The organism is Bifidobacterium sp. ESL0763, assembly GCF_029433395.1.
Classification (GTDB): Bacteria; Actinomycetota; Actinomycetes; order Actinomycetales; family Bifidobacteriaceae; genus Bifidobacterium.
This window is the reverse complement of the sequence record NZ_JAQTHW010000002.1, coordinates 1,131,178-1,155,409: the sequence shown is the minus strand read 5'-3', so window position 1 is coordinate 1,155,409 and position 24,232 is coordinate 1,131,178. Positions and strand designations below refer to the sequence as shown.

The following is a 24,232-nucleotide window of genomic DNA, read 5'->3' as shown; positions in this document are numbered from 1 at the left end:
GAATCTTGCGGCAAACGAAATCTTGATGCGTCTCGTGCGATGAATGCCATCGAGACGGGTTGTCTCACGTTTTTCACGCTAGTATAGAATTGTAATTCAAATCAGTACGTTGTACGAGAATTCCAATGTCAATGCAAGGTGGCTGGATGGCGAATCGCAAGAGGTGGGCAACGTGGCGGCGTTCGGCGCTGTGCGCTTTGGGCGCCGTCTGCCTCGCCCTCGCCACGATGATCGTCGCGCCCCTCGCCCCGTCCTCCCCGGACTCGCAGCTCAACGCCATCGCCAACGCCGACCAGGTGTCGTCCAGGGCCGGCGACGAAGGCACCATCTCCTACGCCCCCAAGCTTTTCAAGATGCTGGCCAACAACCAGCGCATCGACACCGCCGCCGACGAGATGCGCGTCGATTTCGTGCTGCGTGTGGCCCACAACCAGGTCAACACCTCCGCCAACAAAGGCGTCGACCACCTGAACGGACAGGCCAATGCCGCCTCCAAGGGCGGGCTACGGTTGCGCTTTGGCTATGGGGCTTCTTCGACCGGCTCGCGCAAGGTCGTCAGATACATCCCCACCATCGCCAGCAGCAACATGGCCGGCACGGTGGGCGCGCTGAACTGGGCGAACAACCAGGAAGAATTCTTCACCATCCACAATCTGATCGCCTCCGGCCAGTACGACTACCTGCTGATCTCAGTGGAGTGCGACATCGACTATCCCAACTCCGTGGACACTTCGGCGCTTGGCGGCGAGAAGATGAACCAGTACCTGTGGGCGCAGATCCCCAACGCCTCCGGCAATTGGCCCAGCGACAGCGACGAGCGCAATGACGTCGAGAGCGGCTACCAGACCAACGTGCTGGCGGGCAACCCCGCCTACGTCTACGACAACGTCTGCGGGTCGGGCAACAACCAGGACGGCCTGCGTTGCAACGGTCCGAAGTCGTTCATCGGCTGGAACGACACACCCCTGCTGTGGAGCGGCAACCAGGCCAACTGGGGGCTGGTCACCGATTACGGCCTCAACGGCCTTGGCGTCGGCTGGGCGCCGGCCCGCTCGTTCTTCGTCATGTGGTACAACCGCGCGCCAGCCAGCGATCCCTGTTCGAAGAACACCTCGTTCTACTATCAGTGGCTCGGTCTCAAGGGCGGCAAGGACTGGGTGCCCGTGGACGACCTGACGCCGCACGCCGAAAGGGTCGACGGGCAGAACGCGCTCAATGGCCACGACGGCTTGTGGTTCGCCGGCAGTTCCACCGCCAACGCCGCGTTCAACGCCCGCAACATCCTCAACCCCAACGCCGCCAGCCTGGTGCCCCGCCAGGGCCCCGGCGGCTCGGTGAGTCCTGCGGTCAATATCGACGGCTCCTACGATCTCGAGAAAGCCAAGACCGACCAGGGCCTCGACGGCTACTTCAAGCTGGTCACCTGGCCCATCACCACCAGCAACGACGGCTCGATGAGCCAGTGCCTGGCCACCACGGCGCCCAACGCCAAGAGCGTCACCCCGCACGATGCCTTCAACCCGCTTGAGGGCGGCCACGAACAGGGCATCACCGACGGCATGGACCAGGCGCAGGTCGACTATCTGGTCGACAAGGGCTGGACCATCGACACCGCGTTCGACAAGTACTCGCTGCCCGAACCCCCGGCGCCCACCATCGACACCCCCGCCCAGGACTCCGTGGCCGTGCAGCATCCCGTCATCACCGGCACCGGCCTGCCGGGCCACAAGGTGACGCTCTACGCCGAGGACGTCACCAATCCGATCGACGACAACGGCAACGTCGACGACGCGGCCACCCGAGGCCGCTACGTGGGCCACGCCATCGTGGGCGAGGACGGCACGTGGTCGGTCACCGACGCCGACAACCCCATCACCGACGGCACCCAGCGCTACCACGCCTGGCAGACCGAGCAGACCAGCGGCTACGACCTGACCTCGCCCTTCTCCAACATCCGCACGCTGAGATTCTCGCCATCGACCATCGACTCCGCCGCCATCACGGTGCCGCACACCAAGCGGACCAGCGACGGCGAGCTCCCCGCGGGCAGCAAGGTGCATATCTCGGGCACCGCGGCGCCCTCCATGGCCGGCCAGAAGCTCACCCTCTACGCCACCCACACCGTTTCGGCGGGAGGGGCCAGGACGGGGGAGACCCGGGAGGTCACCGACTGCACGCAGACGCTGGCCACCTCGGGCCAGCAGGACTGGAGCTGCCGGATCGACCCCGCGTTCTTCCTCGACGAGGCCGCCCAGGGCGACACCTACGTGTTCAACGCGGTGCTCGCCAATCCCCAGGACGATTCCACGTCCCGCTCCGACGACGTCTTCGTCACCCTCGACATGACCTCCACCCAGCTGGCCGTCGACCCCAAGCCCGCCAAGGGCAAGGTCAGCGGCACGGCCCACCGGCTCAAGACCGGATCCGGCGCCGATGTCGGAGCGAAGGTCAGCGTCACCTGGCCCGACGACACCACGGCGAGCATGACGGTCGGCGCCGACGGGCGCTGGTCGTTCGACATCCCCGAGGGGATGGACGAAGGCGAGGCGAGGATCACCGCCGACGACCATCCCTCCGACGCCGCCCAGAACAACGAGTCCGGGTGGGTGCGCTACAACCTGGCGACCGCCAAGACGGTGAAGGTGCTGCCGGTGACCGGCGACCGCACCAGGTTGCTGGGCATCGTCCTGGCGCTCGTCGCCACACTGCTGGCGATGGGCATGGGGCTCGTCGGCTCGGTCGAATACTTCTCCAGGCACGGAAAGGCGGTGGACGATTCATAGCATGATCTTTCCCCGTGCCTCCGGTGCCGTTGCACGACCCGAGGCGCGATGGCCGGGCAGACGGTGGGCGCCCGGCGGGACCCGAAACCACAGCCACCACGGAAACCAGGAATTTGTAAAGGAAAGAGAGCAATCATGAAAGCAAGGAACCTCAAGAGACTGCTGGGAGGCCTGGCCGCCGCGGCGACGCTTCTCGCGTTCAGCCCCGTGGGCGCGGCCAACGCCGCCGAAACCCCCATCACCATCGACCCGATGGATCCCGCCTCGCGCGTGGCCACCCTGACCATCGAGGGCAAGGGCTCGGCCATCAAGGGGCACTCGTTCACCGCGCTGCGCCTCGGCGTCTACATGAGCGCCTCCAAGAACGGCGACAACGAGCTGACCAGCGTGAGCACGAGCTCCAAGAACGCCGACAGCACCGGCCCCGCCGACGAGCATATCCTGCCCGCCATGAAGGACGCCTACCTGGCGGCCTCGGGCGCCTCGTCGCTGCCCGCGGGCTATGAGGACAACGTCATCGGTGCGGTGTCGAAGAACTGGCTGGGCTATGCCTCCACCATCAACACCAGCAACGAGGACACGACGTCGAACTCGCGCGCCAAGGCCTACGACGGCAAGCTGCGCCAGTTCGTCACCAACCTCTCCGGCAACGCCAACGTCAAGAGGCGCATGGCCGACACCACCCGCGACGACGTCGCCACGGTCGCCGGGCCCACCTCAGGCGCCGACACCGACGACATGACCGCCCAGTTCACCGGCCTCAAGGGCGGCATCTACCTGGTGGTCGACACCACCGCCGCGCTCTCCGGCTCCTCTCCGGCCTCCATCCCGATGCTCGTGGGCACCCAGGTGACCTCCAAGGACGGGCAGAGCGTCTACGACACCTTCGCCGACGACGCGGCCAACAAGCTGGGCGTCATCAAGATGAAGAGCGCTACACCAACTGTGGAGAAGCGGCTGATCAAGCCCTCCAACGGCGCGGCCGGCATCGGCGACGAGCTGACCTACCAGATCATCGCCAGCATCCCGCTGACCACGGGCTTCAGCCACTACAAGTACGTGCTCACCGACCAGCCGTCGGCGGGCCTGACCTATGAGCCGGACGAGACCACCGTCGAGATCAGCAATTCCGAGATCTTCGACACCGCCGGCAGCCAAGCCGTGGACGTCCCCGCGCCCACGGGCTACGAGGTCACGCCGGCGGTTGGCTCCACGCCCACCTCAGGGCAGGCCATCACCTTCAACCTTTCGAAGGTCATCCGCCTGATCTCGCAGGGCGACGGCACCTCCGCGCACCCGCAGTACTTCGGCAGCCACTTCATCAAGATCACCTACAAGATGAGGGTGGACGACCAGGCGGTCGCCGGCAACGTGCACAACGGCGTCAAGCTCGCCTACTCCAACGACACCCAGAAGCAGCCCGACAACGACAACGGCGACGACAACACCGCCCCGAACCAGCCGGCCAGCGAGGGCGTGATCGACCACACCAACGATCCCAACGACCCCAACCAGCCCAAGGTCTACTTCTACAACTTCGGCATCGTCGACCAGGCGCGCAACAACCACAGCACCAAGCTCGACGACGCGACCTTCCAGATCAAGGACAGCGACGGCCACGTGATCAGGTTCTACCCGGTCAAGGACGCCAACGGCAAGGTCATCAAGGGTAGCTACAAGAAGGCCGCCGACCAGCGTGACTCCAACACCGCCGCGACCACGGCCCTGAGGCGCGCCTCCGCCCCGAACGACGCCGTCGACGGCACCCTGACCGCCGGCCAGCTGCGCTTCGACGGCCTCGCCGCCGGCGTCTACACCGTCGAGGAGACCGATCCGCCGACCGGCTACTCCGAGATCTCCAAGTCGACGTTCACCGTGACCATCGACACCGACGCGCCCTATTCCGCCGCCGCGCCGCACTACAAGAACGGCGGCGACGTCTTCGACCTGGTCGAGGCGAACGAGACCGGCTGGACCCATGCGCAGAACCCGACCCACTTCATCGAGGTCAACGAGGTCAACTCCATCTCGCAGCTGCCGATGACCGGCGGCGCGGGGGTCATCCTCGTGGCCCTGGTGGTGATGGTGCTGCTCGCCGGTGCGGGCGGGATCTACGTCTACACCCGCCGCAGCGAGAAGGCGCTGGGCAATGAGGGCTGATCGCATGGCCATGGTCGCCTAGGCCGGCCAGCCCCATGATCGCTCGGAAGCGGACGGAACGGTTTCACGCCGTTCCGCCCGCTTTTTCCTTGCCCCGCATGGGTGTGCGCCTGGGGAAGGCGGCAGGGGAGCGAAGGGCGGTTCGCGCATGGGATTTCGGGTCGATGTGGTTACGCTGTTAGCGAATTGTAGGGGCAGTTTGGCCGTCAACAGACGTCAAACGAGTCTGTTGCAGGTGATTGTTGGAATAAATGTCTATTTAATCAGACAATAAAACGTTCTCGTTGATAGCCATTTGTTTCCGACGAGGTTGAGGAAAATCGCAAAGGCGAGGTATTTCGATGGTCATGCCGGTTATTTGACGATATCAAACGTTTGTTCGTTGATGTGTGGCCAAAGTCGCGAATTTGAAGAATGTATTGCCGTAATAAAAAGCTAGTCATATTGGGAATCATTGTTCGGAATTGACATTTTTCCACTGGCGTTCGATTGTACCAAACCCTTGCCATGACTGGGTTTTGGGGAGGTGTGTCACATACTCTTTGCGTATTGCCTAGTGGATGAAATGTGTCGCCAAAAGACAGATATGCGTTCGAAGAGAAGCGGAGGGGAAATGAATCGGAAGATCAGGGTGCTGGTTGGCGTGCTGCTCGCGACGGGGATGCTGTCGGTTCCCGCGTTCGCGAGCGCCCAGGAGATCCAGCGTTCGCACCCCGACGAGCAGACGCAGGCCGTCCGGTCCGTGGATGTCTCCGAGGCCGAAGGGCCGAAGGACGCTGGCGCATCGTCGGCGCCATCCGCCAGCGCAGGTCAGGGCTCAGGGCAAACGTCGGTGTCGCGACCGGCCTCGCCCGTGGAATCTCCCGCGTCCTCTCCCGCCGTGGCTTCGGGCAAGGACGGTTCTTCCGCCGATGGTAACGGCCACAATGATGGCGTCCAGACGCAGGCCGCCGAACAGCGAGGCACTCGGCAAGCTCCCGGCGCGCAGAGCCAGGGACCCACCGTCAGGGATGGGGTCACTTACGAGCGCTCCGGCGCCACGCTCACCGTCACCACTTCGGCAAGCGGCGGGCTGGTCAGCAAGAGCGAGTTCCGGTCCAAATACGACCGGTCCGTCCAGACCGTGCGCTTCGTGGGCAAGGCGATATTCCCGCAGGATTCCAGCGAGTTCTTCTCCGTTGCGGTGAATGACGGCACGCAGCTGACGGCGATCGAAGGCCTCGGCGACGCCGACATGAGCCATGTCACCGACATGCATGAGATGTTCTACAGGTGCAAGAAGCTGGCAAGCGTCGATGTGTCCGGTTGGAACACCGGGGCGGTCACCAATATGAGTGGCCTGTTCGATTTCTGCGAGTCGTTGACCGCCCTCGAGGTGTCCGGTTGGAACACCGCCGCAGTCACCGACATGCGCAATATGTTTGAGCAGTGCAATGAGTTGACGGTCCTCGATGTGTCGGGGTGGGACACGGGCAATGTCCGTGACATGGGCTATCTGTTCCAAGCCTGCTATAAGTTGCCGAACGCCACGTTTTCCGGCGTCTCGGGATGGAACACCGGCAGCGTGACCGACATGTATGAGATGTTTGAATTTTGCTACAGCCTGTCGAGCCTCGATCTTTCCCGTTGGAACACCGGCAACGTCAAAGACATCAGTGGCATGTTCAACTATGATTATGCGTTGACGGATCTGAATGTCTCCTCGTGGGACACGGGCAATGTCGTGCGAATGTATCAGGTGTTTCACGGTTGTACGGGGCTGCCGAACCTTGACGTGTCGGGATGGAACACCGGCAAGGTCGAAGACATGGATGATATGTTCTCCGATACCCACTTCCGGAAGCTGGACATCGCCGATTGGGATGTCCGCCACGTCACCCATGTGCAGCGCATGTTCGCCGAAAGCCAGCTGAAAAGCCTCGATCTGACCGGTTGGGACACCCGTGCGCTCATCAATGGCTATGACACGGATATGAATCAGATGTTCCAGGACTGCGGCTACCTCACCCAGCTGTCCGTGGGGAGCAACACCAAGCTCAGGCCACAGGCGTTCGACTCGCGGATGGGCACGCAGGCCTATACCTCGGAACACAACCCCCTGGTGTGGATCCAGCTCGCGATTCCCGGCACCGTCTCACAATCCGCCAGGAAGGGGCCCTATAACTCCGACGAGCTTGCCGCGCGCACGCAGGATGCGACCAAGGCCGACAGGATCGGCACCTACGTGTTGGCCCGGCAAAGGACGCTGACCCTGAAGGCCAACGCGCCAGCTGGCACGAACCCGGACATCGCCGAGAAGAAGACCACGCTCGTGCATGGCGTCGGCCATGATGTGCCGGTCTACGACGGCGGTGGCCATCTGACCGTAGTCATCGCCCAGCTCGGCGATGACTACGGCGACGCCGATTACTGGTCGCCTGATGTCAGGCTGCCGAGCAATCCCTTCACCCTGGACAGGCCCGATGGCTATCGCTTCTCCGGCTGGGGCACGGCGTCGAACGGCGGACGTTTATACTCCGTGGACGACTACCTGTATTTGTATGACGGCGACGTGACGCTCTACGCCCAATGGGGCCGTCTGTACCGCTATTCGCTCGCTTTCGACGCGAACGGCACCGGTGTGGGCTCGATGCCGGCCGGCCTCTCCTATGGCAATGTCGCCGAGGGCAGCCACGACTTCACCATCCCCTCGGGCAGCCCTACGCGCGGCGGATACCGGTTCATGGGGTGGAACACCAGGCCGGACGGTTCGGGGCAAGGCCCTGTGGACGGCAAGATGACCGTCACCGCGGCCGATCCCTCCGTGACGCTCTACGCGCAATGGGTGCCGGAATACCAGTATTCCCTCACCTTCCAATCCGGCCTGCCGACGGGAGGCTCCATTAGCCGACCCCTGGCCCCGGTGACCGGCGAGCGGACGACCGCCACGTCGGATTCGCTCACCGTGCCCGGCGGCTACACGTTCTCCCGTGACGACACCAACCGCTTCAGGTTCGACGGCTGGAAGTCCGACATCGATGGACACGTTTACCAAGCAGGGGAGGCCGTCGGCCTCGACTCCTCGCATCCGCATGCGGTGCTCACCGGCCAGTGGACCAGGGTCTACGATTACGAGCTGCGGTTCGATTCCGGCCAGGCCGACGGCCATGCCGTCACCGGCACCACGTTCGAGCCGGTCCGGGCCAATGGGCGCACCGAGCGCAGCTATACGCTCAGGGTCCCGTCCGCCAACACGCTGACCGACCCCGCCGGCCGCTACGCCTTCCATGGCTGGAAGTCCGACGTCGACGGACGCGTCTACCAGCCCGGCGAGATGGTGACGCTGGCCGGCAGCCATCCGATCGTCACGCTGCAGGGCGTCTGGCAGGCCGTTCCGGCCGCGGGTGGCGGCATTGGAGGCGGCCCGGGCATGCCGGGCAACGCGCCGGGGTTCACGCCCGCCGGTCCTACGCTTCCGGGTTCAGCGTCGGCCGTGACGCTCAATGCGACTGGTGGCGCCCCGACGTCCCCGTCGCCGAAGGCCAGGCGTGGCATCCCCCGCTGCACCACGAACGAAGCCTCATACATGGTCGATGCCGAGGGCTATCGGGTGCTTTCGGATGGTTCGAAGTGCATTGAGGTCGCTCCGCGCAATACCGTCGGCAGTGTCAACGTTCCCGTTGCCGGCACCAACTGGGGTTCGGTGTGCCTGTGGTGGCTGTTCCTGCTGTTGGCGATGCTGCTCTTCCTGTTTGCCTGCGCCCGTCGCGACAGGCTCATCATCAGCCGCCACCGCGCGCCCGAGGTCACCGTCTGATCGGGAGGGGCCGGTCTTGCCGCCATGGCCGGAACCGTTGGCTGGTGGTCGATGAGACCGTCGCAGGGGTTCCGGCCATCGCCGTATTCGGTCCGACTGCCGGAGCGAGGGGGCGACGGCCGGTGGCGGCCCGTCGTCTAGAATCGGAGCCATGGATGGGATGGACGGTCTGCTGCGGCAGTTTCTGGCGCATATCGATGTGGAGCGTGGCCTCTCGCCGGCCACCGTCAGCGCCTATCGCGCCGATATCAACAAGTATGTGGGCTGGCTCGCCGGCCGGGGCATCGACGACCTGGACCGGGTGACCACCCACGACGTCGAGGCCTACGTGGCGGCGCTCGACGAGGCCGGCGAAAGCAACCGCAGCAAGGCGAGGCGGCTCGCCAGCGTCCACGAGTTCCACAAGTTCGCGCTGATGCAGGGGGCCGTCGCCGACGACGTCTCCGCGCGCGTCAAGGCGCCGAAGGCCGGCGGCCACCTGCCGGACGTGCTGAGCGTCGAGGAGGTGACCCGCCTGCTCGACGCCGCGGCGATGGGAGGGTCGGCCGACCCGGTGGTCCTGCGCGACCATGCGCTGCTCGAATTCATGTACGCCACCGGCTGCCGCGTCTCCGAGGCCACCGGCGCGGACCTCACCGACATCGACTTCGACGAGCGCGTGGTGGTGCTCACCGGCAAGGGCTCCAAGCAGCGCCTGGTGCCGTTGGGGGAGTACGCCGTGAAGGCCCTGCGGCGCTACGTCGCCGAAGGCCGGCCGGCGCTGGAGGCCAAGGGCAGGGGAACCAGGGAGCGGCGCGCGATCTTCCTCAACAAGCGCGGCCGGCGCATCTCGCGGCAATCGGTGTGGGAGGTCGTCAAGACGGCGGGCGAGCGCGCGCACATCGCCAGGCCGCTGCACCCGCACACCCTGCGCCACTCCTTCGCCACCCATCTGATCCAGGGCGGCGCCGACGTGCGCACGGTCCAGGAGCTGCTGGGCCACGCCTCGGTGACCACCACGCAGATCTACACCCACGTCAGCCCCGAGAACCTCATCGAGACCTACCTCACCGCCCATCCCCGCGCGCGGTGACATCGGCCAGTGCCACGCCGACCGCTGTCCTGACTGGTCGACTGCGTTGAAAAGCAGATTTTCGGTACCGTTTTTCTGCTTTTGGACGCTGAAGAATAATGAGTCGCGTCGGAAAGCAGATTTTCCGCTGTGTTTTTCTGCTTTTCAACGCGTGGATTAGTCCGATGAGCTGGACTGGCTGGGGCGATCGGGTGTGTGGGATGGTTGGCGCGCGGACGGATTAGGATGGAAAACAGTACAGTATGCGACGAGGCGGGAGAGAGCGATGGCACAGCGTGGGGCGAGGCCGCGCGGCGGCGAGGCACGGAAAACAGGCGGGTCGACGAACGGGAAAACGGGACAATCCGAATCGGCGAAGCGCAAGGCGGGCAAATCCGGGACCCGGTACCGCGACGGCGCCTTCAGCGAGGCCCGATGGAGTGGCCTCGAACGTCCGGCGGCCCACGTCACGCAGGGCAGGCTGAACCTGCCGGGCACCGTCCACGTCCGCCCGGTCGACGACGCCGGCGGCGACGAGGTCGGCCAGATCCGCGACCTGCTCGCCGGAGGGCGCGACAAGGCGATGAGCGCCACCCCGAAGCGGACGGAAGGTGCCAGGCAGGCCAACACTGGCGGCCACGAGCGGGCCGGGGCGCGCGAACCCGCCGGGCGCAAGGTGAGCAGGCCTGTTGGTAGCATGGGCACTATGCCTACCGATCTTCTTGGACGAAACTATGAGACTTTTCCCGCCCCGCCGGTGCTCGATCACCACGGGCCGGCGCGCGTCATCGCGATGTGCAACCAGAAGGGCGGGGTCGGCAAGACGACCAGTTCCATCAACATCGCCGGCGCGCTGAGCCAGTACGGCCGGCGCGTGCTCATCGTCGATTTCGACCCGCAGGGCGCTGCCAGCGTGGGCCTCGGCATCAACGCCAACACCGTCGACGCCACCATCTACAACGCCCTGTTCGACCCGTCGCTCGACGTGCACGACGTGGTGCAGCACACCGAATTCGAGAACCTTGACATCATCCCCGCCAACATCGACCTCTCCGCCGCCGAGGTGCAGCTGGTCACCGAGGTGGGCCGCGAACGCATCCTCGCCAGCGTCCTGGAGGGCGTGCGCGACGAATACGACGTCATCATCGTCGACTGCCAGCCGTCGCTGGGCCTGCTGACCGTCAACGCGCTGACCGCGGCCGACGGCGTGATCATCCCCGTGGCCGCCGAGTTCTTCGCGCTGCGCGGCGTGGCCCTGCTGATGCAGTCGATCGAGAAGGTGCGCTCGCGCATCAACCCCCAGCTCGAGGTCTACGGCGTGCTGGTGACCATGTACACCTCCACCCTGCACTGCGAGGAGGTGCTGCAGCGCATCCACGAGGCGTTCCAGGGCAAGGTCTTCCATTCGGTCATCTCCCGGTCGATCAAGCTGCCCGACTCCAACGTCGCCGCCGCGCCGATCACCATCTACGCGCCGAACCACAAGACGGCCAAGGAATACCGGCAGACCGCACGCGAGCTCATCGCCCGCGGCATCGTCGAATAGGGTCGCCGTTCCATCGCCGGGGAACGCGATTCGCTCCGTCAGGCGTCATCGAATGCATTGCGTAAGTGAGGGGTCATGAACGAAGACGAGCGTAGCGCTCCCGTTGATGACGCGGCATCGACCCCGGTGCCGATGAGCGATGCGGACGCCGAAGTCTCCCCGAAGGCCCGGGACAAGGGGTTCTCGGTCAGCCTGGCCGTCTATTCCGGCCCGTTCGACGCGCTGCTGGCCATGATCGCCAACCGCAAGCTCGAACTGACGGAGGTCTCGCTCTCGGCCATCACCGAGGAGTTCATCGACTACGTGCGCGGCCTCGACATGGGCCGCGACATGGAGCAGGTCAGCGCCTTCCTCGACGTCGCCTCCGTGCTGGTGGAGGCCAAAAGCGCCGCGATCCTGCCCGGCGACGAGAACGGGGAGCGCGACGAGCAGAGCATGGAGGCCCTGCGCGAACGCGACCTGCTCTTCGCCCGCCTGCTGCAATACCGCGCCTTCAAGGGCGCCGCCGACGACTTCCGCTCCCTGTTCGCCGCCAATTCCGGCCGGTTCCCGCACCCCTCCTTCAGCGACCCCGCCATAGCCGCCATGCTCCCCGAGCTGGCGTGGAGCGTGAGGCCGGACGACCTGGCGAGGATCGCGGTCGACGTGTTCCTGAACGCCCCGGCCGACCAGGTGCGCCTCGACCAGCTGCACGTCGCCCAGGTCGACCTGAAGCGGCAGTCACGGCTGGTGCGGCAACGGCTGCGCGGCCTCGGCGAGGGCGAGTCGATGACCTTCGGCGAGCTGACCGCCGACGCGGACGGCACGCTGGTGGTGGTCGCCAGGTTCCTGGCCATCCTGCTCTTCTTCAAGCAGGGCGTGCTGCAATACAAGCAATCCGGCCCGTTCGAGGACCTGCACCTGCGCTGGGTGCCGGGCGCGGACGACGGAGGCGACGTGGAAGTGGACGAGGGTGATTTCGCATGAGCGGGCGTGACGGTGACATGGCGGCACACGCGGATGACGGCGAGAAGGAAACGGCATTGACGGATATGGATATAAAGGCATCGGAAACCGAACCCCAGGGCACGGCGGATGACATGGCGGACAGTAAGCGGGACGGATCGGACGGCAAAACCGGGAAGGCCGACGCGCGATCGCGCCCCGAATACGTTGATTTCTCCGTCGATGACTTTCCCGGCGGGCTGCGCTCCTGCCTGGAGGCGATCCTGATGGTGGCCGACCAGCCGCAGCAGGCCGGTGACCTGGCGCGCGTGCTGGCGCTCGACGAGGGCCAGGTGGCTTCCGAGCTCGAGGCGATGGCGCGGGAATACGACGGCGACGAGGCACACGGCCTCGCCCCCCGCGGCTTCGAGCTGCGCCACACCGCCCGCGGCTGGCAATACGGCAACCGGGCCGTCTTCGAACCGGTCGTCTCCGCCTTCGTCACCGACGGGCAGATGGCCAGGCTCTCGCAGGCCGCGCTCGAGGCGCTCGCCATCGTCGCCTACAAGCAGCCGGTCACCCGCGCCCAGATCGCCGCCATCCGCGGGGTCAACTCCGACGGGGTGGTGCGTGCGCTGAACGTGCGCGGCCTCATCCGCGAGGAGGGCGCCGACCCCGACTCCCGCGCGGCACTGTTGGTGACCACCGGGCTGTTTTTGGAGAAGATGGGCCTCGAATCGCTCGACCAGCTGCCGCAGCTCGCCCCCTTCATGCCCGAGCCCGGCGACATCGTCAACCAGGCGCGCGATCCCGGGGCCGGTGCGCAGGACGCCCTCTCCTGATCCACGCATGTGAGGAGGTTCACGTTCCCGGCGACCAGATCGGTTTGCGGGGCGGCAGGTCAATGACGACAGGCTTTCCCGCACCCCATCCACCGGTGTGGTGGCGGCCGGCGATCGCGGATCGCGCAACGCCCACGCGCTCGTTTGCCATGAATTATAGTCATCATGACTATTAGTGCTATGCTCGTCGGTAGCCGCTTGTTCATCCAACGTCGGAAAGCGGCGAGTGCATGGGAGGAAATCATGGCATCAACGTTCACCGCGCCATCGGTCGACGAGATCATCGCCCGACTTGGCGCCGAAAGCACCTGCGACGCGGGCCTGACCCAAGACCCCTGGAGCTTCGAGTCCACCAAACCCAGCTACGGCCCCGGCGCCTCGCTGCACGACCGGCTGCCCGCCAACGCCCCGCGCCAGAAGCCGCTGCCCGACGAGTACCGCAGCGCCTCCGCTGACGAGCTGCAGCAGCGCATCGTCGACGCCAAGCGCAAGCTGGGCGGCAAGCTGCTGATCCTGGGCCACTACTACCAGCGTGACGAGATCGTCAAGCACGCGGATTTCGTGGGCGACTCCTTCCAGCTTTCCGAGAACGCGACCACCTGCCCCGACGTGGACCACATCGTCTTCTGCGGCGTGCACTTCATGGCCGAGACCGCCGACATCCTCTCCACGCCCGAACAGACCGTCTCGCTGCCCAATCTCTCGGCCGGCTGCTCCATGGCCGACATGGCCAACATCGACCAGGTGGAGGACTGCTGGAACCAGCTTGACGACATCTTCACCGCCGGCGACGCCGCCGACGGTAGGCAGCAGATCGTGCCGGTCACCTACATGAACTCCTCGGCGGCCCTGAAGGCCTTCTGCGGACGCCACGGCGGCATCGTATGCACCTCGTCGAACGCCCGCACCGTGCTCGAATGGGCCTTCGGCAAGGGCAAGCGCGTGCTCTTCTTCCCCGACCAGCACCTGGGGCGCAACACCGGCAAGGCCATGGGCATCCCGCTGGAGCGCATGCCGATGTGGGACCCCTACAAGCCCCAGGGCGGCATCGCCGACCCGGCCGACTACGACAAGGCGAAGATCATCCTCTGGAAGGGCTTCTGCTCGGTGCACCAGCGCTTCACCGTCGCCCAGATCGAGCGCGCGCGCAAGGCCTACCCCGGCGTGCGGGTCATCGTCCACCCGGAATGCCCGATGGAGGTCGTGGACGCGGCCGACGGCGTCGGCTCCACCGCCTACATAGTCAAGCAGATCGACGAGGCGCCCGCGGGCTCGACCATCGCGGTGGGCACCGAGATCAACATGGTCAACCGCCTGGCCGCCCAGCATCCCGACAAGACCGTCTTCTGCCTCGACCCGGTGGTCTGCCCCTGCTCGACGATGTACCGCATCCACCCCGCCTACCTGGCTTGGGTGCTGGAGAACCTGGTGGACGGCAAGGTCGTCAACCGCATCACCGTCGACGACAAGACCGCCTCCGAGGCCAAGGTCGCCCTTCAGCGCATGCTCAACGCACGCCCCTGAGCGCGAACGGTCGTCGGATTCAAAAGGACAAGGAAGCGCAAATTGAGCAACGGAAACTCGCAAGGCCGTCAAGAGGGCATCGTCGTGGTGGGAACCGGTGTCGCCGGACTATCGGCAGCGCTGGCCGTGGCACGGACGGGCCATGAGGTGACCCTGGTGACCAAGGCCGACCTGGTGGAATCGAACACCTACCACGCCCAGGGCGGCATCGCCGCGGCGATTTTCGACGATGACGACCCCAGGCTGCACGCCCAGGACACCATCGCGGCCGGGCACGGGCTGTGCGACCCGAAGGCCGTGGATGTCCTCACCCGCGAGGGCGCCGAGAGGGTGCGGCAGTTCGCCGCGGCCGGCGTGCGCTTCGACCGCGACAGGCAGGGCCACATGATGCGTGGCCTGGAGGCGGCGCATTCCCGCGCGCGCGTAGTGCACGCCGGGGGAGACGCCACCGGCAAGATCCTGGAACTGGACGTCTCGGCGATGGTGCGCCGCGAGCCCCGCATCCACATCGTCGAGCACGCCTTCCTCGAGGACCTGGTGGTGCGCGACGGGCGGATCGCCGGCGTGCGGCTGCTGACGGACGATTCCACTGCCGGAACAGGCGACGACGGCGCGGCACGATCCGCATCCGGCGAACAGCGCACGATCGACGCCGGCCGGGTGATCCTCGCCACAGGTGGCGCCGGGCGCATGTACCCCTACACCACCAACCCGCAGGTCGCGACGGCCGACGGCGTGGCGGCGGCCTGGCGGGCGGGCGCGCAGGTGGCCGACCTCGAGTTCTACCAGTTCCATCCCACCGCGCTGGCGGTCGGCGAGCATTTCCTCATCTCCGAGGCCGTGCGTGGCGAGGACGCGGTACTGCTCGACGAGCAGGGACGACGCTATATGAAGGACATCGACCCCCGTGCCGAACTGGCGCCGCGCGACGTGGTCGCCCGCGAGAACTTCCGCGTCATGCAGCGCCAGGACGGCCGTCCGGTCATGCTCGACGTCTCGCCGATGGCCAAGGAGCATCCCGACCTCAAGGCCTTCCTCGCCACCCGTTTCCCCACCATCGACGCCTACACGCGCTCGATGGGCTTCGATTGGAGCAAGGAGCCGATCCCCGTGTCGCCCGCCGCGCACTACTACATGGGCGGCGTGCGCACCGACCTCGACGGCAGGGCCAGCATCCCCGGCCTCTACGCCGCCGGCGAGTGCGCGCGCACCGGCGTGATGGGCTCGAACCGCCTGGCGTCCAACTCCCTGCTCGAAGGACTGGTCTACGGCAGGCGCGCGGGGCTGGCCGCCGTCGCCGACGACGACGGGACGGCATGGCGCCCCGAACCCCTCATGAACTCGGTGACGAACAAGCCCTTCGAGGATGGCCCGGTGGCCCTGGACGGCACCGACGTCGGCAAGCCGGAGCTGAAGGTATGGAGCCGCGAGCGGATCCAGGAGACCATGTGGCAGGGCGTGGGCGTGCTGCGCGACGCCGCTGGATTGTCCCACGCCATCGAACGGTTGGGCGCCGGACTGGCGGCGGCGAACGGGCGGATCGGCTCGCACGTCGACGTCGACGTCGCCTCGCTGGAGAACCGGAACATGCTCACGGTCGGACTGGTGGGCGCCACCGCGGCCCTGGCCCGGCAGGAATCGCGGGGGGCGCACGCCCGCGACGACTTCCCGCAGACACGCGACGAATGGGCCCATTCGGTGGCCTACATCCGCCGCTGAGACCGTGACGGCGCCGCCACGTCGGACGCCGGCCGCCGGATTGACGGTTGGCCACATGGCGCGGCAAGGAAGGGAGATGATGACATGCTGAGAACATCGACCATCGAACAGGCGGTGCGTGCGGCGCTCGCCGAGGATGCACCCTATGGCGACATCACCAGCGAGACCGCCATACCGGTGCAGGCCATGGGCGAGGCGCGCCTGGTGGCCCGTGAGAGCGGTGTGATGAGCGGTATCGAGGTGTTCGCCGAGGCGTTCGACGCCCAGGATCGCGGCATCGAGGTGACGCCGACGATCGCCGACGGCGCGCGCTTCCAGGCCGGCCAGGAGCTGGCCGAAGTGCGAGGGCCGGTGCGCGGACTGTTGGAGGCCGAACGGGTGGCGCTCAATTTCACGCAGCGCATGTGCGGCATCGCCACGATGACGGACGCGTTCGTGCGCGCCGTCGACACCGCCTATGAGGGCGGCAACGCCGACAAGGCCGTGCCCTCGAGACGCTACGGCCGCGCCCGCATCGTCGACACCCGCAAGACCACCCCCGGCCTCAGGCCCTTCGAGAAGTACGCGGTCGTCTGCGGAGGAGGGCACAACCACCGCTACGGGCTCTCGGACGCCGTGATGCTCAAGGACAACCATCTGGCGGCCCTTGCGGCGCAAGGCATCGGCCTGGCCGACGCGATCGGCCACGTGCGCGCCCGGGTCGGCCACACCATCCACATCGAGGTCGAGGTGGACCGGATCGACCAGATCCCCGAGGCGCTGCGCGGCGGCGCCGACACCATCATGCTCGACAATTTCCCGTTGGAAGACACCGCCCGCGGCGTGTCGATGATCGACGGGGCCGCCATCGTCGAGGCCAGCGGCAACATGACTCTGGAGCGCGTACCCGCCGTGGCGGCGACGGGGGTCGACATCATCTCCGTGGGCGCGCTCACCCACAGCGTGCGCAGCGTCGACCTTGGACTGGACTTCTGAGCGATAGTGCGGAAAGGAACGATCATGTCGGACGATGAGCTGTATCTGGACGCCTCCGCCACCGAGCCGGTGGGCGAGGACGTCATCGGGGCGATGAGGCCGTTCCTCACCGAGGCCTACGCCAACCCCGCCAGCGCCCACCAGCCAGGCAAGACCGCCCTGCGCGCCCTCGAGGCGGCGCGTTCGGCGTTCGCGGCCGGGCTGGGCGGCAAGGCCGAGGACGTGGTCTTCACCTCAGGCGGCACCGAATCCGACAACCTCGCGATCAAGGGCATCTCGATGGCGCGCATGAGGGCGATGGGGCTCGGCCCCGGCCGCAAGGCGGGGGAAGGCGGCGTCGCCGGGCCTCCCCGCATCGTCATCTCGTCGGTGGAGCACCCCGCGGTCAGCGCCTCCGCCGACTGGCTGGCCGCCTGGCTGGGCTTCGAAGTGGTGCGCATCCCCGTCGACGCCCAGGCGCATGTCGACCTCGACGCGCTTGGGGAGAGCCTGGAGGGCGAGGCCGGAGAACGCACCACGCTCGTGAGCGTCATGCTGGCCAACAACGAGGTCGGCACCATCGAGCCGATCAGGGACATCGTGCGCATCGTCCACGGCCACCACGTGCCGCTGCACGTCGACGCCGTGCAGGCCGCCGGGCGCATCCCCATCCGCATGCGCGACTGGGGCATCGACGCGCTGGCGGTCTCCGGCCACAAGTTCGGCACGCCCAAGAACCTCGGGGCCCTGCTGGTGCGCGGCGGCGTGCCCATCGAGCCGCTGCTCTCCGGCGGCGGACAGGAGCGCGGCCTGCGCTCGGGCACCCAGAACGTGGCGGGGGCCGTGGCGCTGGCCATCGCGCTTTCGGACGCCAACGAGAAAATGCGGCGGCAGGAGCGCGACCTCGTCACCTCACGCGATACGCTGATCGACGCCGTGCGGCGGGTGGTGCCCCAGGCCGAGCTGACCGGCGACCCGCGCAGGCGCCTGCCCGGCCACGCCTCGTTCGTCTTCCCGGGCATCGCCGGCGAGGCGCTGCTGGTCGACCTCGACGCCCACGGCATCGCCTGCTCGTCCGGCTCGGCCTGCGCGGTGGGCCGCCACGAGCTGCCGCCCACGCTGCTGGCGATGGGCATCGGCCCCGAGGTCGCCCAGTCCGCGCTGCGCATGACCTTCGACGCGCCGCTGACCCGCGGGCAGATCGACCGGATCGCGATGGCGCTCGAGGACTCCTATGGCAGGCTCGCCGGCCGGTGAGCCTTGCCGGTTCGGACGACGGGTGCAGGCGATCGCCGCGACGCCAAGGTTCCGTAACGCATATCGGGCGCATCCGAAATGAGCTATCCTATGGACTATGCGGCAAGGCAATGTGAGCGAACGTAAGGCGGGACCACCACAGGTGGGGGTCTCGGTCATCATCTTCGCCCTCGCCCCCCGTCCGGACGCCGGGCGCGAGGAGCTGTGGCTGCCGTTGGTGCGCCGCGTGCGCGAGCCGTTCAAGGGCCAATGGGCGCTGCCCGGCGGCGACGTGCTGGCCGGCCGGTCCCTGGAATGGTCCGCCTACGCCGCCCTCGAATCGACCACGAACCTGCGTCCCGGCTACTTGGAGCAGCTCTATGCCTTCGGTGGTCCCGACCGGTCCGGCTCGGCGCTGCCCATGGTCTCCATCGTCTACTGGGCCCTGATCGGCAGCGCCCAGGCCGAGGACCTGCGCGACGGCGACAACGTGCGCTGGTTCGCCGAATCGGCCCTGCCCGGCCTCGCCTTCGACCACGCCAGCGTCATCGCCTTCGCCCTGGACCGCCTGCGCTCGAGGATGTCCTACCCCGACGTCGCCTCGAAGCTGGTCGGCCCGCGCTTCACGCTGCGCCGCCTGCACGACGTCTACGAGGCCATCGCCGGCCGCTCCCTCGACCTGGGCAACTTCCGGCGCAAGATGCTCGCCTCCGGCCAGCTCGAGGACACCGGCGACAAGCTCGCGGAAGGACGTCACCGGCCCGCCGCCGTCTACCGCTACATCCCCGGGGTGGTGGGCCGCAAGACGACCTGGGGCATGCGCCTGGCCGCCAGCGCCGACGACCTCGGCACGGCCTGCGCCCGCCCCGACGGCGCCGCCGACGCGCTCTCGCCCCTGACCACGGACTGAGGCCGGCGCGTGCGGCGCGGCACGGCGGCCGCGCGGGCGCTTGGTAGAGGGCTTCGCCCGGGGCGTGCCTGTGTCGGGATACGTCCGTATCATGGTGAAGGTTTGTGTGTAAGTGCAGGATAGAACATCTCTATACCGATGACACCTAAGGAAAATACGCAGTAGGAGAGGCTTTTATGGCGGTACGTGGTGATATTCGAAATGTGGCGATCGTGGCTCACGTCGATCACGGCAAGACCACGCTCGTGAACGCGATGCTTCAGCAGTCGCACGTGTTCAGCGAGCGCGAGGAGGTGCCGGACCGTGTGATGGACTCCAACGACCTGGAGCGCGAGAAGGGCATCACCATCCTCGCCAAGAACACCGCCGTGCGCTACACCGGCCCCCTGGCCGCCAAGTACGGCCAGCCCGACGGCATCACCATCAACGTCATCGACACCCCCGGCCACGCCGATTTCGGCGGCGAGGTCGAGCGCGGCATCTCCATGGTCGACGGCGTGGTGCTCCTGGTCGACGCCTCCGAGGGCCCGCTGCCGCAGACCCGCTTCGTGCTGCGCAAGGCGCTCGAGGCCAAGCTGCCCGTGATCCTGTGCGTCAACAAGACCGACCGTCCCGACGCCCGCATCAGCGAAGTCGTCAGCGAGTCCACCGACCTGCTGCTCGGCCTGGCCCAGGACGTCACCGAGGAGGGCGTCGACCTCGACCTCGACTCCCTGCTCGACCTGCCGGTCATCTACTGCGCGGCCAAGGCCGGATACGCCTCGACCAACCAGCCCGAGGACGGCGGCCTGCCCGACAACGACAACGTCGAGCCCATCTTCGACGCCATCATCTCCAACATCCCCGCCCCCGAATACGAGGAGGGCGCCCCGCTGCAGGCCCACGTCACCAACATCGACGCCTCCGACTACCTCGGACGCCTCGGCCTGGTCCGCATCTACAACGGCACGCTCGAGAAGGGCAAGCAGTACGGCCTCTCCCGCGTCGACGGCACCATCGAGAACTTCAAGCTCACCGAGATCCTGCGCACGCAGGGCCTCGACCGCACCCCCGCCGAGTCCGCGGGCCCCGGCGACATCGTCGCGGTCGCCGGCGTCGACGACATCATGATCGGCGAGACCATCGTCGACAAGGACGATCCGAAGCCGCTGCCGCTCATCCATGTCGACGACCCGGCCATCTCCATGACCTTCGGCGTCAACGACTCCCCGCTGGCCGGCCGCGAGGGCAAGGACCACAAGCTCACCGCCCGCATGATCAAGGATCGCCTCGACCGCGAGCTCATCGGCAACGTCTCCATCAAGGTGCTGCCCACCGACCGCCCTGACGCCTGGGAGGTGCAGGGCCGCGGCGAGCTGGCGCTGGCCATCCTCGCCGAGCAGATGCGCCGCGAGGGCTACGAGCTGACCGTAGGCCGCCCGCAGGTGGTCACCAAGACCATCGACGGCAAGCTCTGCGAGCCCATGGAGGCCGACACCATCGACGTGCCCGAGGAGTACATGGGCGCGGTCACCCAGCTGATGGCCGACCGCAAGGGCCGCATGGACTCCATGTCGAACCACGGTTCCGGCTGGGTGCGCATGCAGTTCACCGTCCCCTCCCGCGGCCTGATCGGCTTCCGCACCGCCCTGCTCACGGCCACGCGCGGCACCGGCATCTCCAGCTCCATCTCCGCCGGGTACGCCCCGTGGGCCGGCGAGATCTCCACGCGCCAGAACGGCTCCATGGTCTCCGACCGCGCCGGCACCGCCACCCCCTACGCCATGCAGCGCCTGCAGGCCCGCGGCAACTTCTTCGTCGAGCCGCAGTCCAACGTCTACGAGGGCCAGGTCGTCGGCATCAACAGCAAGCCCGACGAGCTCGACGTCAACGTCACGCTGGCCAAGCACATGACCAACATGCGCTCCGCCACCGCCGACGTCCTCGAGACGCTCACCCCGCCCATCAAGATGAGCCTGGAGGAGGCGCTCGACTTCGCCAACGAGGACGAGTGCGTCGAGGTGACCCCCGAGGCCATCCGCGTGCGCAAGGTCATCCTCGACCGCGACGAGTGGTACAAGTGGCACGCCAAGCAGCGTCGCCAGAACGGCAACAACAAGAAGAAGTGAGCCTGAACTGACTTTTCCTTCGGCGGGAGCGGACGTGCCCATGGCGGTGCGTCCGCTTCCGCTTATATATAATGCCGGCCCATCCGAGGCTGCGCCGCAGGCCCACGCGAACCGTCCCACGGGCCGCTTGACCGGCGGATGGGGCATACTGGCACTATGAATCCTCGCGACGCCGAAACCCATGCCAGCACGGCCGATATGCCGTTGCCCCTACGCCGGCACACCTCGGTGCGCTGGCTGGCGTGCATCCTCACCGGCCTCGCCGTCGGCATGGTCGGCACGTTGGCGCACCGCATGGGCGCCTCCCACGACGTGCCCTACGGCCTGCTCCTGGCCCTGGCTCTCGTCACGGTCTCGACGTGGCTGGCCCGCGCCCGCGCCGGTGCGACCGGCCTGGCGCTGCACCTGATCGCCTCGTCGGGCCTGGCATGGATGGTCGCCATGGGCTTCGGCGGCGACGTGCTCACGCCCATCGGCTTCGGCGACGGCTCGGGGCTGCCCTATTTCAGCGAGCACGTGGGCTACCTCTGGCTGTTCGGCATGGTCATCGTGCAGCTGGTGGTCCTTTTCCTGCCGCGCCGGTGGTTCGCGGCGGGGCCGCGGGACGGCGAGCGGGCCGGGGACGGTTCCGACAACAGGAAGGCCGCTGTGGCCAAGGACGAGGGGACGAAGCGATGAATGCGGACAAGACGACGAACGACGCGACGGACGATACCGCGGACAAGCTCTATTTCCTGGGGCCGCAGGGCTCCTTCACCCACCAGGCCGCGCTGATGGCGCAACGCTCCATCGCCGGGCGCCACTCACGGCAGATGGCGCTCGAGGCCTGCGAGGACGTGCCGTTTATCATCGACGCCGTCCAGCAGAGACGCGGCTGGGGCGTCATCGCCTGGGAGAACAACGTCGAGGGCTACGTCATGCCCAACCTCGACGCGCTGATCGACGCCCGCGACGTCGCCGGACTGGGCCGCGTCGGCGTCGACGTCGCCTTCGACGCCTTCACCCGCGACGGCAGGGGGCCCTTCACCCAACTCACCGCCCATCCGCACGGCCTCGCCCAGTGCAAGGGGTTCGCCAGAAGCCATGGGCTGACGGCGGTGCCGGCCTCGTCGAACGCCGCCGCATGCCGCGACGTGGGCGTCGGTCAGGTGGCGCTCGGCCCCTCCTGCTGCGGCGAGATCTACGGGCTGCGCACGCTGGAGCGCGGCGTGCAGGACTTCAAGGGTGCCCGCACCGATTTCCTCGTCCTCGCGCCCCGCGGCGAGGTCGCCTCCCTTGCCTCAGACGGCAAGGACGGCGAGTTCGAGACCATCCTCACCGTCATCCCGCTGAGCACCGGCCCCGGCGTCGTCGCGCGCCTGCTCGACCGCGTGCGCGACGAGGGACTCAACATGACCAGCCTCATTTCGCGCCCGATCAAGGGCCATACCGGCACCTACGGCTTCGTCATCACCCTCGACGCAGCCCCCTGGCAACCACGCTTCCGCGACCTGCTGCGCTGGGTCGTCGGACGGGGCGACTGGGTCAAGACCCTGGCCGTCTACCCGCGCGTGGAACGGCCGAACCCGCCGGTGAGCGCATGGATGCTGCCGCACGGAGGCGTCTGCTCGGACCGCGTCGGCGAAGGCGTCGCACGGAAAGGCGACGCACGCGAGATGGAAAGGGAGCTGCTGTGGTGAGCACGATCGGCATCGTCGGATTGGGACTGATCGGCGGGTCGCTGGCCCGCCGCCTGGCAGGTCGCGGCTGCAGGGTCATCGCATGGAACCACCGGCCGCATCCTTACCCGGCCGCCCGGCGCGACGGCATCGAATGCGTGGACAGCCTGGCGCAGCTGGCCGCCGCGCGCCCCGAGGTCATCATGCTGTGCAACCCGCTCAAGGCGATGCCCGAGGTGCTCGACGCGCTCGGCGGCGTCATCGACCGCGGGGCCACCACGCTCAGCGACGGCGGCAGCGTCAAGGCCATGGTGCGCTCGCAGGTCGCCGCCGCCGGACTCGCGGACTGCTACGTGGGTGCGCACCCGATGGCCGGCACCGAACGTTCCGGCTTCTCGGCCAGCGACCCCGCGCTCTATGACGGGGCATTGTGGGCGCTCACCGTCGACGAGCGGACGGACCGCCGCCGTTTCCTCGACGTCGCTAGGCTCGTCACCGAGCAGGTGGGCAATCGCCTGATCGTGCTCGACGACGCCACCCACGACCGGGCCGCCGCCATGATCTCGCATATGCCGCACGCCGTGGCGACCGCGATGATCAACGAGCTGAGCTCCAGCGACGAGCGCAACATCGCCGTGGCACTCGCGGCGGGCAGCTGGCGCGACATGACCCGGGTGGCCCTGACCGACCCCGGCCGCACACGCGCCATGATCGAGGAGGACGCCGCCAACGTCGAGCGCCTGCTGCGAGAGGTCTCCTCGCGCCTGCTCGGCTTCGCCGACGCCCTGCACCGCGGAGACGACGAAGCGATGACCAGATTCTTCGCCGAAGGCCAGCCGTTTCGGGACTACAAGGGCCGTGGCGCAGACGCCGTCGCTGAGCCGTTCGCCTTGGACATCGGCGGCGGGGATTGGCGGCGGGCGCTGCTGGAATCGGCGCGCCGCGGCGAGCACGTCATCCGCTTCGACGGGCCCGACCGGGCCATGGTCGAGGTGCGTTCGGCGCTGTGAGCGCGGACTGA

Annotated in this window: 16 protein-coding genes; all 16 read left to right on the top strand. The window is 67.3% G+C overall.

The annotated features are described in order from the left end of the window. Nucleotides 1–146 precede the first annotated feature (146 nt). Nucleotides 147–2,783, top strand: coding sequence for a hypothetical protein (locus tag PT282_RS05530; protein ID WP_277168541.1), 2,637 nt, complete (start codon nucleotides 147–149; stop codon nucleotides 2,781–2,783). 135 nt (nucleotides 2,784–2,918) lie between these two features. Then, a complete protein-coding gene (locus PT282_RS05525) occupies nucleotides 2,919–4,943 on the top strand; it encodes an isopeptide-forming domain-containing fimbrial protein (RefSeq protein WP_277168540.1) in 2,025 nt (674 codons plus the stop codon). Between the two features lie 613 nt (nucleotides 4,944–5,556). Further along, the gene (locus PT282_RS05520; RefSeq protein ID WP_277168539.1) at nucleotides 5,557–8,739 is read left to right on the top strand and encodes a BspA family leucine-rich repeat surface protein; all 3,183 of its coding nucleotides are present in this window, start codon (nucleotides 5,557–5,559) and stop codon (nucleotides 8,737–8,739) included. A 151-nt stretch (nucleotides 8,740–8,890) separates the two neighbouring features. Then, entirely contained in the window at nucleotides 8,891–9,811 is a 921-nt protein-coding gene (gene xerD / locus PT282_RS05515) for a site-specific tyrosine recombinase XerD (protein WP_277168538.1), read from the top strand. Between the two features lie 685 nt (nucleotides 9,812–10,496). Next, the gene (locus PT282_RS05510; RefSeq protein ID WP_277168958.1) at nucleotides 10,497–11,336 is read left to right on the top strand and encodes a ParA family protein; all 840 of its coding nucleotides are present in this window, start codon (nucleotides 10,497–10,499) and stop codon (nucleotides 11,334–11,336) included. Nucleotides 11,337–11,468: 132 nt separating this feature from the next. Next, the gene (locus tag PT282_RS05505; protein ID WP_277168957.1) at nucleotides 11,469–12,302 is read left to right on the top strand and encodes a ScpA family protein; all 834 of its coding nucleotides are present in this window, start codon (nucleotides 11,469–11,471) and stop codon (nucleotides 12,300–12,302) included. A 113-nt stretch (nucleotides 12,303–12,415) separates the two neighbouring features. Next, on the top strand, nucleotides 12,416–13,102 hold the full coding sequence (scpB, locus tag PT282_RS05500) for an SMC-Scp complex subunit ScpB (RefSeq protein WP_277168956.1): 687 nt from the start codon (nucleotides 12,416–12,418) through the stop codon (nucleotides 13,100–13,102). A gap of 243 nt (nucleotides 13,103–13,345) precedes the next feature. Next, the gene (nadA, locus tag PT282_RS05495) at nucleotides 13,346–14,626 is read left to right on the top strand and encodes a quinolinate synthase NadA (RefSeq protein ID WP_277168537.1); all 1,281 of its coding nucleotides are present in this window, start codon (nucleotides 13,346–13,348) and stop codon (nucleotides 14,624–14,626) included. Nucleotides 14,627–14,668: 42 nt separating this feature from the next. Next, nucleotides 14,669–16,345 (top strand): L-aspartate oxidase, encoded by a 1,677-nt coding sequence (gene nadB / locus PT282_RS05490; RefSeq protein ID WP_277168536.1) that lies wholly within the window; start codon nucleotides 14,669–14,671, stop codon nucleotides 16,343–16,345. Between the two features lie 84 nt (nucleotides 16,346–16,429). Further along, nucleotides 16,430–17,320 (top strand): carboxylating nicotinate-nucleotide diphosphorylase, encoded by an 891-nt coding sequence (gene nadC / locus PT282_RS05485; RefSeq protein ID WP_277168535.1) that lies wholly within the window; start codon nucleotides 16,430–16,432, stop codon nucleotides 17,318–17,320. Between the two features lie 24 nt (nucleotides 17,321–17,344). Then, nucleotides 17,345–18,556 carry a cysteine desulfurase family protein gene (locus PT282_RS05480; protein WP_277168534.1) on the top strand — a complete coding sequence of 404 codons (1,212 nt, stop codon included), beginning with the start codon at nucleotides 17,345–17,347 and terminating at the stop codon, nucleotides 18,554–18,556. 97 nt (nucleotides 18,557–18,653) lie between these two features. Beyond that, nucleotides 18,654–19,445, top strand: a complete 792-nt coding sequence (locus PT282_RS05475; RefSeq protein ID WP_277168533.1) for an NUDIX domain-containing protein — start codon at nucleotides 18,654–18,656, stop codon at nucleotides 19,443–19,445. Between the two features lie 176 nt (nucleotides 19,446–19,621). Further along, nucleotides 19,622–21,553, top strand: coding sequence for a translational GTPase TypA (gene typA / locus PT282_RS05470; RefSeq protein WP_277168532.1), 1,932 nt, complete (start codon nucleotides 19,622–19,624; stop codon nucleotides 21,551–21,553). 156 nt (nucleotides 21,554–21,709) lie between these two features. Continuing rightward, nucleotides 21,710–22,231, top strand: a complete 522-nt coding sequence (locus PT282_RS05465; protein ID WP_277168531.1) for an alcohol dehydrogenase — start codon at nucleotides 21,710–21,712, stop codon at nucleotides 22,229–22,231. Continuing rightward, the gene (locus PT282_RS05460) at nucleotides 22,228–23,232 is read left to right on the top strand and encodes a prephenate dehydratase domain-containing protein (protein ID WP_277168530.1); all 1,005 of its coding nucleotides are present in this window, start codon (nucleotides 22,228–22,230) and stop codon (nucleotides 23,230–23,232) included. Before PT282_RS05465 ends, PT282_RS05460 begins: the two co-directional genes overlap by 4 nt. Then, entirely contained in the window at nucleotides 23,226–24,221 is a 996-nt protein-coding gene (locus tag PT282_RS05455; protein WP_277168529.1) for a prephenate dehydrogenase, read from the top strand. Before PT282_RS05460 ends, PT282_RS05455 begins: the two co-directional genes overlap by 7 nt. Nucleotides 24,222–24,232: the final 11 nt, after the last annotated feature.